The 16847-nt window shown below is 41.9% G+C and carries 6 protein-coding genes; all 6 read left to right on the top strand.

Going from position 1 to position 16847, the window contains the following annotated elements; translation table 11 throughout:
* The first annotated feature begins 2 nt into the window (after nucleotides 1-2).
* The 6 genes from FLL46_RS19050 to FLL46_RS19025 all read left to right on the top strand — a co-directional run bounded on the left by FLL46_RS19050 (nucleotide 3) and on the right by FLL46_RS19025 (nucleotide 16772).
* A complete protein-coding gene (locus FLL46_RS19050; protein ID WP_142932929.1) occupies nucleotides 3-2972 on the top strand; it encodes a beta-ketoacyl synthase N-terminal-like domain-containing protein in 2970 nt (989 codons plus the stop codon).
* Entirely contained in the window at nucleotides 2969-9667 is a 6699-nt protein-coding gene (locus FLL46_RS19045) for a non-ribosomal peptide synthetase (RefSeq protein WP_142932928.1), read from the top strand. Before FLL46_RS19050 ends, FLL46_RS19045 begins: the two co-directional genes overlap by 4 nt.
* Nucleotides 9664-13902 carry a non-ribosomal peptide synthetase gene (locus FLL46_RS19040; protein ID WP_142932927.1) on the top strand — a complete coding sequence of 1413 codons (4239 nt, stop codon included), beginning with the start codon at nucleotides 9664-9666 and terminating at the stop codon, nucleotides 13900-13902. Before FLL46_RS19045 ends, FLL46_RS19040 begins: the two co-directional genes overlap by 4 nt.
* 51 nt (nucleotides 13903-13953) lie before the next feature.
* Entirely contained in the window at nucleotides 13954-15279 is a 1326-nt protein-coding gene (locus FLL46_RS19035; RefSeq protein ID WP_142932926.1) for an MATE family efflux transporter, read from the top strand.
* Between the two features lie 133 nt (nucleotides 15280-15412).
* Nucleotides 15413-15811, top strand: coding sequence for a hypothetical protein (locus tag FLL46_RS19030; protein WP_142932925.1), 399 nt, complete (start codon nucleotides 15413-15415; stop codon nucleotides 15809-15811).
* A gap of 220 nt (nucleotides 15812-16031) precedes the next feature.
* Nucleotides 16032-16772, top strand: coding sequence for an SRPBCC family protein (locus FLL46_RS19025; RefSeq protein WP_142932924.1), 741 nt, complete (start codon nucleotides 16032-16034; stop codon nucleotides 16770-16772).
* Nucleotides 16773-16847: the final 75 nt, after the last annotated feature.

Genomic DNA, 16847 nt, shown 5'->3' with positions numbered 1-16847 from the left:
AAATGCAGGCGGCGGCAGAGCTAAATGTATTAAGCGAAGTAAGCAAGATAGTTGAATCAACATTAAAAATGCCCGCGGGCAAATTAGATGTTGACGCTGAATTTGAAAGTTTCGGAATGGATTCCATCATTACCATGGAATTGATGACTAATTTATCAAAAAAATTCGACGTGTCGATTACTCCTGCACAATTTACTGATGTTAACACTGTTAGCGAATTGGCTAGCACGATTAAAGAAAGTCTTGTCGAAAATGACAGTGCTGTGGAGGTTGAAAGTCAGGTAGACATTCAAACAGCTGGACAAAACGCTAGTGAGCTTGATCTGTCGAGTATTGAATTGCAGAGAAATGCTAGTTCTCAAGTACATCAGCAGACTAGTCGGGCTAAATTACGAAATTCACAAACTTTAAGACAACAGTCTTTGCGAAGAAATAATAGTAGAAAAGCGAACCGTCAACCGGCACTTCAAAATTTATTAAACTACATTGAAGAAAAATACTCAGTGGATTTAGGGAGTCGATCATTTGCAAATGTTGACGAAGTTGTTGAGGTTTTAGTTGCTAATCATTTCGACGATTTAATGGCGCATTATGGGATATCTAATAGTGCTGAGTCGATTGAAAAAAACTTTCTCAAATCACCGATTGAAAAAACTTCGCTGACAAATGATCAAATTGCGCGCCAGCATCCGTTGCAAACAATGGACATTGCGATAGTCGGATTAAGCTGCCACTTTCCCGATGCCCCCGATGCCAGGACATTCTGGAATAACCTGGTAACAGAGAAAAATAGTATTCGAGAAATCCCCAAGTCACGCTGGGACTGGGAAGAACATTACGCCGAAGCCCCGACACCGGGAAAGACAGTAACCAAATGGGGCGCGCTGATTGAGGATGTGGATTGTTTCGACCCAACGTTTTTTAACCTGTCAGCCGATGAAGCCAAAGTGCTCGACCCCCAGGAGCGTTTGTTATTGCAACAGGTCTACCTGGGGTTAGAAGATGCCGGGATAGATGCGGGGCGTCTGCGCGGCTCCAATACCGGGGTGTTTATCGGTTATGAATATGCTGAGTATGAGCAGTACTTAAGAGACCATGCAGGCCAGATAGAGAATGCCCCGCTGTTTAACTCATCGAGTCCGACCTATTACCTGGCCAACCGGCTATCCTACCTGTTTGATTTCTGTGGACCGAGTGAATCGATTAATACCAATTGCGCTTCTTCGGCAGTGGCGATTAACCGGGCTTACTATTCACTGCTGAACCAGGAAAGTGAAGTGGCAGTGGCGGGCGGTGTCTGTCTGAACCTGTTTGTGAATGACTATATCACCGGCTCGCAGTATGGGATGTTATCCCCGGATGGGACCTGTGGTGTGTTTGATGATAATGCCAACGGTTTTACCCGGGGAGAAGGGGTTGGTGTGGTGATATTAAGACGCCTGGCCGATGCTGAGCGAGATAACAATCGCATTTACGGGGTGATAAAAGCCTGTCATCAGAATAACCGGGGTGGTGCTAATGACCTGTCGGAAATTAAACATGAAGCGATAACCCGGGTGATAGGGGATTGTTATGACAAGGCAGGTATTAATCCGGAAACAATCGATTATATTGAAGTGGATGGTTATTCAACCAAATGGGGCGACTCGTTTGAGTTTGAAGGGATTAAGAATGTGTTTAAGGGGCAGAAGCCAGGCCATAAACCCAATCGCCATAAACATTGTGCATTAGGCAGTGTAAAAGGCAATATCGGTCATCTTGAGCCGGCGAGTGGGATTGCCAGTGTGATAAAAGTGGCGTTGTCGCTGAAGCACCGGAGATTCCCGGCGACGATAACGAAACGTCAGGTGAGTGATTTTATTGATATCAAGCAGAAATCCCACCCGCTTTATATTGCGGACCATGCAATCGAGTTTGAGGGCATTCGCGGGGAGCAGGACAGGCTTATTCGTGCAGGGGTTAATTCCTTTGCCGATAGCGGGGCGAATGTCCATATTGTGTTGGAGGAGTATGTCACCTCGAAACAAAACAATCATCTTCAACAGGAAACTGCTGCGGTCAATCAGGCGCAGTTATTTATTCTTTCAGCGAAGGACCGGGCTCGACTGGCCGATTATGTTGACCGGTATATTGATTTTCTTACAGCTGAATCGGACGTTGAATTTGCAGATTTGATTTACAGTTTACAGACTGGTCGGGAGGCGATGACAGAAAGGTTGGCGGTGATTGCGACATCGGCTGATGAATTACTTAATAAGTTGACTTTGATTAAGGACTCCAACTTTCTGAATGGGCAAGGTAAAGCCAGCGAGTTTGAAAGTCGGGGCATTTATCACTGTGACTTAAACCAGGCAGAAAAAAATCCGTTGGTGGATTCCATCACTGAAGAAATGGCGAGCCAGATGGTTGGGGAGAGTGTTCAAACGGCTCAGTGGCAGCAGGTTGCTTTGTTGTGGACGAATGGTGTGTTCGTTCCCTGGATGGAGATTTGGCAAGGGAAGTCGGTTCAACGAACCTCCTTACCGGCTTATCCTTTTGCGAAACAAAGGTACTGGTTGTCGAGTAGTGACGAGCAAGAATTAGATGGGCCAAAAATTTCTCAACAATCAATCATCAACGAAGAAATAGAAAAGTTTGACCCATCAGATTATGAATCAAGTAAAACCTATCAAGCACCCACTAGCGAAACTGAAAAACAACTCGTTGAGATTTGGGCGAAGGCAGTTGATATTGATCCTGAAAAAGTAGGCGTAAATGACAACTTCTTTGAGATGGGCGGAAACTCTTTGTTAGCTACTCAGCTTGTATCTAAGATCCGTAGCCAGTTGCAAATTGATTTACCCTTGATGGCTTTTCTTGATGTGAGCACTATTGCTGGTGCAGCCGAAGTCATTGAGTCAATCAAATATCAACAAGAACAAGTCGACGTTGATGACGAGTTAGACGCTGAATTCGAAGAGGGCGCGCTATGACAATTAATACGTTGTTCAAACAGTTGCGAGCGAAAAAAATAAAGCTATGGCAAGAGAATGGAGAACTGAAATTTAAAGCCCCAAAAGGTGCTTTAACAGGAGACATTCGTGAACAACTTATTAATAACAAAGCGGATATTATTTCGTTTTTGCAGCAGCTTTCTACGGCTAGTCAAATACCACCGATACTACCACTCAATCGAAGTGAGTTTGACCAACTACCATTGAGTTTTGCGCAGGAAAGACTTTGGTTTATTAATCAACTAGAACCAGATAGCGCGAGTTATAATATTCCCGGCGCAGTCTCTATCAAAGGTGTGCTCGATACTCAACATGTAGAAAAGGCGTTAAAAGTCATTATTGCCAGACATGATAATCTGCGTACTGTTTTCCCGAGTGAAAATGGTAGCGCACGACAGCTCATATTGGATGAACTAAATTTTGAATTAAAAGTAATCGATCTCAGTCAGGAAGAGTCGTCAGAAACAAGGGAAGAAAGAGCAGCACAAGCTTGCTTGAATGACGCGGTTAAACCATTTAATTTGGCGACAGGCCCATTAATCAGAAGCATGGTCATTAAGGTCGAACCGGAAAAGCACCTGTTTTTGTTGAATATGCACCACATCATCAGTGATGGTTGGTCGATGGGCGTTTTGATTTATGAGTTTAGTTTAATTCTGGATGCGTTGAGAGAAGGGCGGCAAGTTAACTTACCCGCCTTGCCAATTCAATATGTTGATTACAGTGTTTGGCAAAAAAACTGGTTGGAGCAAAGCGGAATACTTGATCGGCAGCTTGCTTATTGGCAACAGAAATTAACAGGTGTTTCTGAAACTCTGAATCTAGCCACGGACTTTCCGCGACCTAACACATTAAATTTTGATGGTGCAAGCCAGACTTTCAACTTAGATGCGGCGTTGACTAACTCGCTGAAAGGTTTAGCTGAACAGCAAGGTTGTACTTTATTTATGACGTTACTCGCAGCTTTCAATGTGCTACTTTTCCGCTACACAGATCAACAAGATATTTGTGTCGGTAGTCCTATTGCCAATCGTCAATATGGTGAAACAGAAAGCTTAATTGGAATGTTCGTGAATACACTTGCTTTAAGAAATCAGGTGAGCGGCGACGAAAGTTTTAATGCGTTTTTATCTACCGTCAAAAACACTTGCCTTGAAGCTTACGAGCATCAAGATACGCCTTTTGAAAAAATTGTTGATCTTATTCAACCGAAAAGAAATATGGCAATCAGTCCATTATTTCAAGTGATGCTGGTATTGCAAAATGCGCCAATGCAGATGCTCGACGATAATGTACAGGTTTATCCGTTAGATAGCGGCGTCAGCCAGTTTGAACTCACCATAGAGTTTACTGATACTGCAGAAGGCTTGGTCGGTACTGTTGACTATTGCACTGCACTTTATAAGCCAAAAACTATCGAACGCCTTATTACGCATTTCGATACCTTGTGTCGTGTTATAACTGAACAACCAAACGCAAAAATTGACGCGCTAGATTACCTTAAGCAATCTGAAAAAAAACGATTGTTAATTAACTACAACGAGAGTCAAACGGAATATCCGCAAGGAAAATGCATTCACCAATTATTTGCGGAGCAGGTCAAGCGAACACCTGACAATATCGCTGTTGTTTTTAACCAACAACAACTCACCTATCAACAGCTTTATGATAAAAGCGCGCAGTTAGCCCTATATTTGCAGTCACAGGGTGTTAAACCTGATAGCTTGGTTGCGCTTTGCGTTGAACGTTCACTGGATATGCTGATAGGTCTCTACGGCATTCTATTGGCTGGTGGTGCTTATGTGCCCTTAGATCCGGATTATCCCGATGATCGCTTAGCCTATATGCTAAAAGATTGCGAGGCTGATGTTGTCCTCACCCAGCAAAAGCTTCATGACAAATTAAGCGCTTTTGTCGGTGAGCAAACTCAGTTGATCAAGTTAGATGTTCAATGGTCAGAAATCTGTGAGGTTACGACCGAACTCATGTCTCGGTCGATCAAATTGAAACAAGAGGTTAAACCCAATCATCTTGCTTATGTGATTTATACCTCTGGCTCCACCGGGCATCCGAAAGGCGTAATGGTAGAGCATCGCAGTATGGTCAATCACAACCAATATGCAATAAAACAGTTCGGGATCACCGAAGCCGATACACAAATTCAATTTTCTAGTATTAGCTTTGATTTATTTGTCGAAGAAGCTTTTGTTATTTTAAACCAGGGCGCTCGATTAATTTTAGAACAAAAGAACAATTTGTTAACTCTGGATTACCTGAAAGGTATGATCGAAACTTACGGTGTGACAACATTGAATGTGCCAACCGCTTTTTTTCATCAACTGGCAATATCGGGCATTGATTTAGGCAGTGTTGACAAAATGATTTTTGGCGGTGAAAAACTGGATCATTTAAAAGCGGGTGAGTTTCTTCGGCGTTACCCACATGTCAGCGTTCATAATACTTATGGGCCGACAGAAACAACGGTTATTAGCACTTCGATTTTAGTAACTCAATCAGTTCTGGAAAAATACCCTAATGTGCCAATCGGCAAACCGATTGCGAATACTCAAATATTTATTCTAGATAAAAATAGCAATCCTCAGCCTGTTGGTGTACCTGGAGAACTACATATTGCAGGTGATGGTCTTGCTCGAGGTTATCTGAACCGTCCGGAGTTGACTGAGGAAAAATTCGTTACCAATCCGTTTTATATTGAACCCAATGACGGCATTGAAAAAATCGCTAGTTCAGAAACGGTTGCTGCTAAGACGAGCGAAAGAATGTATAAAAGTGGCGATCTCGCTCGCTGGTTAGATGATGGCACTATCGAATACCTCGGACGAATTGATAATCAGGTAAAGATTCGCGGTTACAGAATTGAGATGGAAGAAATCGAGGCCGAACTCATTCAACATCCAGTGGTAAAGGATTGTGTTGTAGTGGCGCAGGGAGAATCTGGCAACCAACATTTGATCGCTTTTTACGTAGCGAAAGATAAGAACATCAACGGTGTGAAAAATCACGAGCAGGCAAATAGTGAATTAAGAGCTCACTTACAGCAACGGCTGCCAGAGTATATGCTACCAACGGCTTTAGTCTGTCTCGATAAAATTCCACTAACGCCGAATAGTAAAGTTGATCGCCGCGCTCTGGAAAGTTATCAGGTGACCATTGAGTCAAGTCAAGTTTACTTAGCGCCGCGTAATGAAACAGAACGGCAGTTGGTTGATATTTGGGCTGATGTTTTAAATTTACAATCTGCGAAGGTTGGTATTAATGATAGTTTCTTTGAAATGGGGGGGCACTCTTTATTAGCTACTCAGTTAATCTCCAAAGTTCGTAGCAAGTTCGATATTGAATTGCCATTGAAAGCTTTGTTTGAAAATACTAGCGTCGCTGGATTTAGCCAGTTAATCGTTAATGCTGAAAAAAGCCAAATTCCAGCAATTAAACCCGTTGATAAAACACAATATGATCGATTACCGCTCAGTTTTGCCCAGGAAAGACTCTGGTTTATCGATCAACTAGAGCCCGGCAGTGTCGGTTATAATGCGGCGGGTGCTTTGAGTATAGAAGGAAAGCTAGATGTTGAGGAGCTGGAAAGCGCGTTTAACTTAATTATTGAGCGTCATGATAATTTAAGAACGATTTTTCCCAGTGAGAATGGTAAAGCACAACAAGTTATTTTAGAGAAGTTAGAATTTAAACTGGATTACCTTGATCTTAGCGAGATAACCGATCCGAAAGAACGAGATACTCGCGCTAAAAAATATTGCTTGCAAGAAGCGACAAAGCCATTTGACTTAACAAAGGGCCCTTTGATTAGAGGTAAGGTGATCAAATTTTCGCAACAGCAGCATATTTTGCTACTTAATATGCATCATATTATCAGTGACGGCTGGTCTCTGGGTGTATTGCTAGCAGAGTTGAGTTCGATAATGAATGCTTTTGCACTCGGTCAAACGCCGGAGTTACCAGAGTTACCAATTCAGTACGTCGACTATAGTGTTTGGCAGAAAAATTGGTTAGAGCAAGGCGGTGTTCTTCAACAACAACTATCATATTGGCGTAAAAAATTAGCTGGCGTGCCTGAGAGCTTAGATTTAGCTACCGACTTCCCCAGACCAAGCGTGCAAAGCTTTGCAGGAGACAGCGAATCTTTTGTTCTGAATTCTCAGTTGACCAGAGCATTGAGTAAGCTCGCTGAATCGAAGGGTTGTACTTTGTATATGGCTTTGCTGGCAGCCGTCAAAACACTACTTTACCGTTACACTGGACAAGCGGATATTTGTGTCGGTAGTCCTATTGCGAATCGGCAGTATGGCGAAACTGAAAAATTAATCGGCATGTTTGTTAATACCTTAGCGCTAAGAAGTCAATTTGATGACAAAGATAACTTTAACAATATATTAAGCAAGGTGAAAAATACCTGTCTTGAGGCTTATGAGCACCAAGACACTCCCTTTGAAAAAATCGTTGAAGTTGTACAGCCGAAGCGTAACTTGGCTATGAGTCCATTATTTCAGGTGATGGTTATTTTACAAAACACTGAGATGGAAGTACTGGATCAGCAAATTAAACCTTATGAGCTTGAAACAAGCATAAGCAACTTTGACCTGACGTTTGAATTTACCGAAAATGCCGATGGATTAGCGGCTACTATCGAATATAGTACTGCGCTATTTAAGTCACAAACCATTAAACGACTAGTCAGGCATTTTTCCGAATTGTGTAAAGCCATAATCGCTCAGCCTGAAAATAACCTAACTGAATTGCGATACACTGATGAGGTAGAAACGCAAAAATTATTGAAGGACTTCAATCATACACAAGCTAGTTATCCCAAGGGAAAATGCTTGCATGATTTATTTGCAGAGCAGGTTAAACGCGAACCGGAAAAAATAGCAGTCAGCTTTAATCAAACCGAGCTGAGCTACCAACAATTGTTTGAGAAAAGCACTACCTTAGCTTTGTATCTGCAACAACAAGGAGTCAAACCCGATAACCTGATAGGACTTTGTGTCGACCGAGGTCCGGATATGATTGTGGCAATGCTGGGGATCCTTCAGGCCGGTGGTGCCTACGTGCCGCTGGATCCAGATTACCCCGATGATCGCTTGTCATATATTCTCAAAGACAGTCAGGCAAAAATCCTGTTAACTCAAGCATCGCTCAAAGAAAGACTATCGACATTTGATGGTGCACAAAACAGACAATTGATAGAGCTAGACCAGCAATGGTCAGATATTGAAGCAGAAGCGGCCCGATTAACGGAGCAGGCCATTGAATTAAAACAGACAGCCAACGAGAATAATCTGGCTTACATCATTTATACCTCCGGCTCAACCGGTCAGCCGAAAGGCGTGGCGATAGAGCACCACAGTCCGGTGACATTAGTGCACTGGGGGAGCGAGGTTTATAGTCAAGAAGAGTTAGCGGGAGTTTTAGCGTCAACCTCAATCTGCTTTGATTTGTCGATTTATGAAATCTTCCTGACATTAGCCAATGGCGGGAAAATTATCCTCGCACCGAATGCACTGGAATTGCCGAATCTGGCGGATAAAGATTCAGTGACTTTAATCAACACTGTGCCTTCGGCGATGGAAGAGTTGGTGCGACTCAATGCCATTCCCGATTCTGTGAAAACCATCAACCTGGCAGGTGAACCTCTGTTACCGACCCTGGTGGATAAAATTTACGATAACAGTCAGGTGAGTAAAGTTTATGATTTGTATGGTCCCTCAGAAGATACCACCTACTCGACATTTATTTTAAGGGAAAAGAACGCACCGCAGAGTATCGGTCGGCCGATTGCCAACACCCAAGTTTATCTGTTGGATAAACATCAGAATCCTCAACCGATTGGAGTACCAGGAGAATTGCATATTGCCGGTGACGGATTAGCACGGGGTTATCTGAATCAACCGGCGCTGACCGATGAAAAGTTTATTGATAATGTTTTTAACCCGGGAACGCGTTTGTATAAAACCGGAGATTTGGCACGTTGGCTGGATAACGGGACTTTGGAATATTTAGGTCGGATTGATACCCAGGTCAAAATCAGGGGATTCCGAATTGAAATCGGTGAAATAGAGGCACAGCTAAACTCGCACCCGAAGATTAAAGAAAGTGTTGTGGTCGCGCAGGGGGAGAGTGGGAGCAAGCAGTTGGTCGGTTTTTACGTGGTTGAAGATGTTAATCAAGCTATGACTAACGACGATTTAAAAGTTTATCTTCAACAAAGTTTACCTGAGTATATGATACCGGCAACTTTTGTTGTACTCGATTCGATTCCGCTAACACAAAATGGAAAAATCAATCGTCGTGCGTTAGAGAACGAAAAAGTCAGTTTTGAATCTAGTCGAGATTACCTTGCACCTCGCAATGAAATGGAAAAGCAGCTTGTCGAAATTTGGGCCGAGATTTTAAATCTGCAAGTAGAGAAAATAGGCGTCAACGATAATTTTTTCGAGTTAGGTGGACATTCGTTATTAGCCACTCAGTTGGTCGCGAAAATTCGCGAACAACTGGTCGTCGACTTACCATTAAAAACACTTTTTGATGTTTACTCTTTAGCTGACTCCGCTGACGCGATTAAAGCAATTAAAGAACAAAGTGAACAAATGCTTGATGTGAAAGTTGATGAATCGGAACTTGAGGAAGTATCGCTATGACCGTTTTTGCTTTGATCAATAAAGTCCATGCGAAAGGGATTAAATTGTGGGAAGAAGGTGGACAGTTAAAGTTAAAAACGCCAAAAGGTGCTTTAACCGAAGAAATTCGCGAACAGTTAGTGGCTAATAAAAGTGACATTATTGCTTTTTTACAGCAGGTATCTACAACGAATAAAATCCCGCCGATATTGCCGGTAGATAGAAACGAACACCAACAACTTCCGCTCAGTTTTGCCCAGGAAAGACTCTGGTTTATTGAACAACTCGAGGGGCCTGGTGCTAGTTACAATGTCCCCGGCGCGTTAATGATAAAAAGCGAACTTGATATTGCGCAAGTTGAAAAGGCATTTAGCATAATTGTTGCTCGCCATGATAATTTAAGGACGACTTTTCCAACAGAGAATGGTGTTGCTCAGCAGAAAATACTGGAAGAAATTGATTTCAAGCTAGAAATCATTGATCTCAACGAAGATAAAAGTATCAATCTTGAAGACGTGAAAGAGTCAACTCTGAAAAAAGCAAAACAATTGTGTCAGGTTGAAGCCGCCACACCGTTTGATTTAGCTTCCGGCCCTCTTATTCGAGGGAAGATCATTAAGCTGGCTCAACATGCCCACATTCTGATACTCAATATGCACCATATTATCAGTGACGGTTGGTCGATCGCTGTGCTAATTAAAGAGTTTGGTGCGATTATGGAGGGATTAGAACAGGGTAATGAAAATATGCTTCCGCCACTGCCAATTCAATACGTTGATTATAGTGTATGGCAAAGAAAATGGTTGGAAGAGGGCGGCGTACTGGAACAACAACTTACCTATTGGCAACAGAAACTTGATGGGGTAGCTGAAAGCCTGGCATTGGCAACGGATTACCCGCGTCAGAGTGTACAGAGTTTTAACGGTGCTAATTATTCGTTCAAACTTGAAAGTCCGTTGACTGAGAAATTGAAAGAATTGTCCGAACAAAATGGTTGCACTTTATTTATGACATTATTGGCGGCTTTTAAAGTCTTGTTGTTTCGCTATAGCGGGCAGGAAGATATCTGTGTCGGCAGTCCGATCGCCAATCGTCAATATGGTGAGACGGAAAGCTTAATTGGGATGTTTGTCAATACGCTGGCATTGAGAAGTGAACTGACTGGTGAGGATTCATTCGAAACGGTATTAAACAAGGTTAAAAGAACTTGTCTGGAAGCCTATGAGCATCAGGACACACCATTCGAAAAAATTGTTGAACGAGTACAACCTCAACGTAATATGGCGATGAGCCCGTTGTTTCAGGTGATGGTTATTCTGCAAAATATCGAGACCGATTCTCTCGATTCCCAAATACAACCTTATCCGCTGGACACCAGTATCAGTAAGTTTGATTTGACGGTTGAGTTTACCGAAACATCACAAGGACTATCTGCACTTTTCGAATATAGCACTGCATTGTTTAAATCAGATACAATGGTGCGAATGGCAGAACATTTTCGCCATTTGTGTAACGCAATTGTTGCCGCTCCAGAAACGAAAATTAAGAGTTTCAATTTTATTGAGAAGAAAGAACAAGATCGATTGCTGATTGAATTTAATAATACTGCTGTAGACTATCCGAAAGACCAATGCCTGCATCAACTATTTGCAGCTCAGGCGAAATGCAATCCAGATAATGTTGCGGTAGTGTTTGAACAGACACAGATGACTTATCGACAGCTGTTTGAAAAAAGTAGCGAGTTGGCTTTTTATTTACAAGATCAAGGGATCAAACCTGACGACCTAGTCGGAATTTGTTTACGCCGTTCTCCTTCAATGTTGATCGCAATGCTTGGCATCTTGCAGGCAGGCGCTGCTTACGTACCATTAGATCCAGAGTATCCAGATGAAAGACTGGCGTATATTCTCAAAGACAGTCAAGCTCATATTGTTTTAACTGAAAAGAAATTAAAAGAGAAGCTTAACCAATTAGTTGCTGCCAATACTCAGCTGATTGCTATCGATCAACAGGGCGCCGAAATTAGCAAATGTGTGGCAGAATTAAAAAATCACAATGTTGAGTTGCGTCAGTTAGCCGCGCCGGAAAACTTGGCTTATATTATTTATACTTCGGGTTCAACGGGTCAACCGAAAGGCGTTGCTATCGAACATCATAGTCCTGTTACACTGATAAACTGGGCGAGTGATGTGTATAGTCGTCAGGAATTGAGTGGCGTATTGGCATCCACATCGATTTGTTTTGACTTGTCTGTTTATGAAATATTTTTAACCTTGGCTAATGGTGGAAAAATTATTTTAGTGCCAAATGCATTGGAGATCGTGAATCTTGAAGATAAAAGTGCGGTATCGCTTATTAATACTGTACCTTCAGCGATAGAGGAGTTAGTCAGACTCAACGCGATCCCAGAATCGGTCCAAACAATTAATCTGGCCGGTGAGCCGCTCTTACCAACTTTAGTTGACAAAATTTATCAACATAGCCAGGTGAAAAAAGTTTATGATTTATACGGGCCCTCTGAAGATACAACTTATTCGACGTTTATTTTAAGAGAAAAAAATGCGCCGCAAACAATCGGTCGACCAATCGCTAATACGCAAGTCTATATACTTGACCAAAATTTAAATTCCCAACCGATAGGTGTGCCTGGCGAATTGCACATTGCTGGTGACGGCCTTGCGCGAGGTTATCTCAATCAACCGCAACTCACGCATGAGAAGTTTATCGAGAATCCTTTTTATTCAGAAGAAACAACTTCTCACAAGAGCAGCACAAAATCTCGCTTATATAGAACTGGCGATCTGGCGCGTTGGCTCGATAATGGAACCATTGAATACTTAGGAAGAATTGATACTCAAGTTAAAATTCGTGGATTCCGTATTGAAATTGGTGAAATAGAATCACAATTAAATGATCATCCTCAAATAAAAAGTTGCGCGGTTGTTGCCCAGGGCGAAGGTGCGGGTAAACAGCTTGTGGCATTTTATGTTATTAATCATTCTGACTCTTCACCAGCCAATAATTCGATAACTAACGACTCACTTAAGAACTATCTGAAGCAGTCTTTGCCAGAATATATGTTACCTGCAAACTTCGTTAGTCTCGAAACTATTCCGCTGACTCAGAATGGCAAAATAAACCGTCGAGTTTTGGAGAGTTTGGAAGTCAGTCTGGAATCGAGTCAAGTCTACGTTGCACCAAGCAATCAATCAGAAAAAATACTGACCAAAATATGGGCAGAGGTATTAAACCTTGATGCGGAGAAAATTGGCGTTAATGATAACTTTTTTGAACTTGGCGGTCATTCATTGTTAGCGGTTCAATTATTGGCAAAAATCAATCAACAATTTCGACAGTCGTTACCTTTATCGATACTATTCGCGACGCCAGATATTGCTTCTCTAGCGGAAAAGTTACGTAGCAAAAATACCACCGTATTTGATATTCTGGTTCCAATACAACCTGAGGGAAATAACCCGCCTGTATTTGCGATGCCGGGAGTTGGAGGAAATGTATTATCTTTACAACCCCTTAGTCGAGCTTTAGGTAATACTCAACCATTTTATGGCTTACAAGCCGTTGGAGTTGATGGCAAAAGCACCCCATTCTATAGTGTGGAGCAGACGGCTGTGGCCAATGTCAATGCGCTCAGAAGAATTCAACAGAAGGGACCTTATCGTCTTCTTGGTCATTCTTATGGCGGGGTTGTTGCTTTCGAGATGGCCAGATTGTTACTTGAGCAAAATGAAGAAATCCACTCACTTATTTTATTAGATTCAGTGGCACCGTCGATTGCCAGAAAACAAGTTGTCAGTGACGAAATTACTACGCTTATCGAAGTATGTACCAAGATCGCTGAATTATCAGATATTCAACTGACACTTAATGTCGAGACACTACAACAAGTGGCTCAAAGCGAGCGAAATAATTATGTTGCGCAGCTGATGATAACTCAGGGTGTTGATATCAGTGTCGAACAGTTCAATACCTACTATAAAGTGTTTGAAGCCAACGAGCGCTGTTATCGAGACTATCATCCGTTACTTTTACCGAAAAATATCAAGGTGTATTTGTATCGCGCAGTTCAAGGAAATGGCGATATTCTAAAGTTAGCTGATGATTACGGTTGGGGAGAGTTGTTAAACAACTCTGTTGATATACAAGATGTACATGCGGATCACTTTTCTCTATTAGAAAAAGAGCATATTGGAAAAATTGCCGATAGCATTCTTAATACATTAACAACTACCCGATAACTTACCGAACTTTTCATTTTTCATTGATAGATTAAATACTGGATATTTTTTGTGATAACCAAAGATAGAGTTGTAACTATTTTAAAGTTAGCGTTGCCGTTGACTGTCGGGCTGGCGTCTTCATTCATCATGGTTTTTGTCGATCTGGCGATGGTTGGCGTGCTTGGCACTGCAGCGTTAGCGGCGATCGGCCTGGCTGGTTTTAGTTACACGCTGATTCTGGCTTTTGTCATTGGCGTGGCACCCGCAGTGCAAGGTGTCGTTTCCCGACGCGAAGGCGAAGAATCTGAAGAGCCGAAATGTCTGCCATTGAATGCGGGTTTATTATTAGTATTAATGATAGGTGTTCCACTGACGTTGTTCTGTTATTTGTTGACCCCATCATATTTTGCGTTGATTTCTTCGGATCCTTTAGTCACCAGTGAAGGCGTTCCTTATCTAAGAGCACTTTTTCTGTCCTTAGTGGCTGTTGGAGTTGGTGAAGCTTTCCGCGGGCATTGGGCGGGCATGTCAAAAACGAAAGTTTATATGTTAAATATTCTTTTTATGAACAGCCTGAATATTTTGTTTAACTATATGTTTATTTTCGGAAATTTTGGCGCACCAGCATTAGGAACTTTAGGAGCCGGTGTTGCCTCAACTATGTCCGTTTTTATTGGTGCACTCGCTTATTTTATTGTGACCTTTGTGCACTTTCGCACAGAGGGCTTTCTTAGTATCAAACCAGCGCGAGAACTGGTTGTTCGAATTTTTAATGTAGGCTTACCAGAGAGCATTCGCGAAGCATTATTTTCCCTCGGATACGTCGTTTTTTATTGGTTAGTAGGAAAAATAGGCACGTTAGAATTGGCAGCCACCAATGTATTGATTCGAGTGGCATTGGTTATGAGTTTATTTCCATTGGCTCTTGGCATGGCTTCAGCGACGCTGGTGTCAGGCGCATTAGGTAAGGGTGATGTTGCCGCTGCCAACGAATGGGGATGGGATTCTGGCAAAGTTGGAATTGTCTGGATAACTTTATTAGGACTACCACTTTTCCTTTTTCCTGAATGGTTTTTATCTTTGTTTCTTACCGACCCCGCGGCCGTCGCGGTAGCAATTGTGCCACTACAAATTACCGGTGCTTTAACCGGTGTTACCAGCTTAATTTTTATATTTGCTTATACTCTGGTGAGTTTAGGTGACGGAAAACGCGTGTTAATTGTCTCGTTCACTACGCAATGGATGTTTTTCTTGCCTGCGGTCTGGGTTATCGGTCCTTACTTAAATTATGGGCTTTTAGAGATCTGGTTGGTTCAAACTGTTTACGCTTTAATCGCAACGGTGTTGATGACGATGCTTTGGTGTGATGGGCGATGGAAAGAAATTAAGCTTTAAGCGGTTTTAACTTATTTTGATATCAAAATATCAGCAAGTTAAACAAGTAATTTTCAGGGGACGGTTAAACTGTTCAGCTATTTCTAGTGCAACAGTTTAGCTATATTTAATTTCAACTATAAGGGTGATTACTATGAAGTGGGTAGAGGTATTAGCGCGTTATTTTCTGGCATTGTGGTTTTTGATTTGTGTTGTGGATGGTTGGGGAGTCATTTTGTTCGATGTTTATCTTACAGGTGAACCGGTTACACTATTTCTATCCACATTGGTTAACACAACATGGTTTTGGATATTCTTGAAGATAGTTCAAACTATTGGAACCGCAAGCTTACTGTTTAATTATAAACCGGCGTTGGGGCTGGCTTTAATAACGCCGATTTCAGCCGGTATGTGCTTGTTCTACTTTTTCATCCTGACTGATTTCGCCATCATTGGCGTAATGATAATTATTGCGACCATTATTTTGGGTAGAGCTTACTCGAAGAGTTATGAACCGTTGCTGATGAGTCATCCCTGGCGAGGAGAAAAGTAAAAAAATTGGGAGACATGGGGTTGAAAAACAAGAGGTCTCCTGTGCATAAGAGTTCTAATTAGAGGACGATTCTAGTTAGAAGAAAATAGCCAAATATTTCCTTCCCTTAGAATGAGTTTCTAGCGAGAGCTTTGTGGCTATAAGGGATATCAACAATAACATTGAGCCGACTTAACCTGTTTGAATTATCGCGCTTAAAATCCACCATTTGGAGAGAAAAATGGAAAATAACAATACTATCAATAAACCTAAAAAACTGGTCAGAAAGTTTTTGCTGTACGGATTGTTGTCGATCATCGTGATACTTTTTATTTCACACTGGGTATGGAAAAGTTCCGGCACAGGTGAATGGGAGTTTGTTCACGAAATAGACGGCGTAGTGGTTCATTCTATGAAAGAACCTGGATCTGTGATTATGAAATACAAAGTTAATGGAAAGTTTAAGTCGTCTTTATCAGGCATCATGAAGTTAATGCGAGATCCTGACAGTTGTGAGGATGTTGGTTGTAACGAATCCTATATTATTGATAAAGAAGACTATCCACGGTTTGTTCATTACACCTTTCGATACGATATGCCAGATCCATTTCTACCGAGAGAGTTTGTGGTGTTGTCAGAGTTCCACCAGGACCCTGAAAGTAAAGAAATTTACGTTGACTACAAAGCCGCAGTTGATAAATTACCACCGAATGACTGCTGCGTTCGCGTAACCCATATGCATAATATCTGGAAATTTAAACCGCTAGGAAATGGTGAAGTCGAGGTAGAGTTCATTATGGATAATCATCCGGGTGGAATGCTGCCTTACTTTTTAGTTAATGCGGAATTCACTGATACCATGCACCTGGAAATTCCGGCACTACAAGAAATATTGGACAAGAAAGAATACCAGGCTGCAAAAGTGGATTATGTCATGGAATATGACGAAGTCGCTGCGGTTGAAGTGACTAGCGCCGAGTAATTATTTTCTGAGCAATTATTTTCCGAGTCATCAATCATCATGATGGATTAGATACTACCCATCATGATGATCCAG

Origin of the sequence: Aliikangiella coralliicola, assembly GCF_007004725.1 — a bacterium.
Classification (GTDB): domain Bacteria; phylum Pseudomonadota; class Gammaproteobacteria; order Enterobacterales; family Kangiellaceae; genus Aliikangiella; species Aliikangiella coralliicola.
Note: the sequence above shows the minus strand (reverse complement) of the source record. Positions and strands in the feature narration are given on the sequence as shown.

Bases quoted from the DNA above. Each gene is read 5' to 3' on its own strand.
- FLL46_RS19050 (WP_142932929.1), top strand. From the start codon at position 3: ATGCAGGCGGCGGCAGAGCTAAATGTATTAAGCGAAGTAAGCAAGATA.
- FLL46_RS19045 (WP_142932928.1), top strand. From the start codon at position 2,969: ATGACAATTAATACGTTGTTCAAACAGTTGCGAGCGAAAAAAATAAAG.
- FLL46_RS19040 (WP_142932927.1), top strand. From the start codon at position 9,664: ATGACCGTTTTTGCTTTGATCAATAAAGTCCATGCGAAAGGGATTAAA.
- FLL46_RS19030 (WP_142932925.1), top strand. From the start codon at position 15,413: ATGAAGTGGGTAGAGGTATTAGCGCGTTATTTTCTGGCATTGTGGTTT.
- FLL46_RS19025 (WP_142932924.1), top strand. From the start codon at position 16,032: ATGGAAAATAACAATACTATCAATAAACCTAAAAAACTGGTCAGAAAG.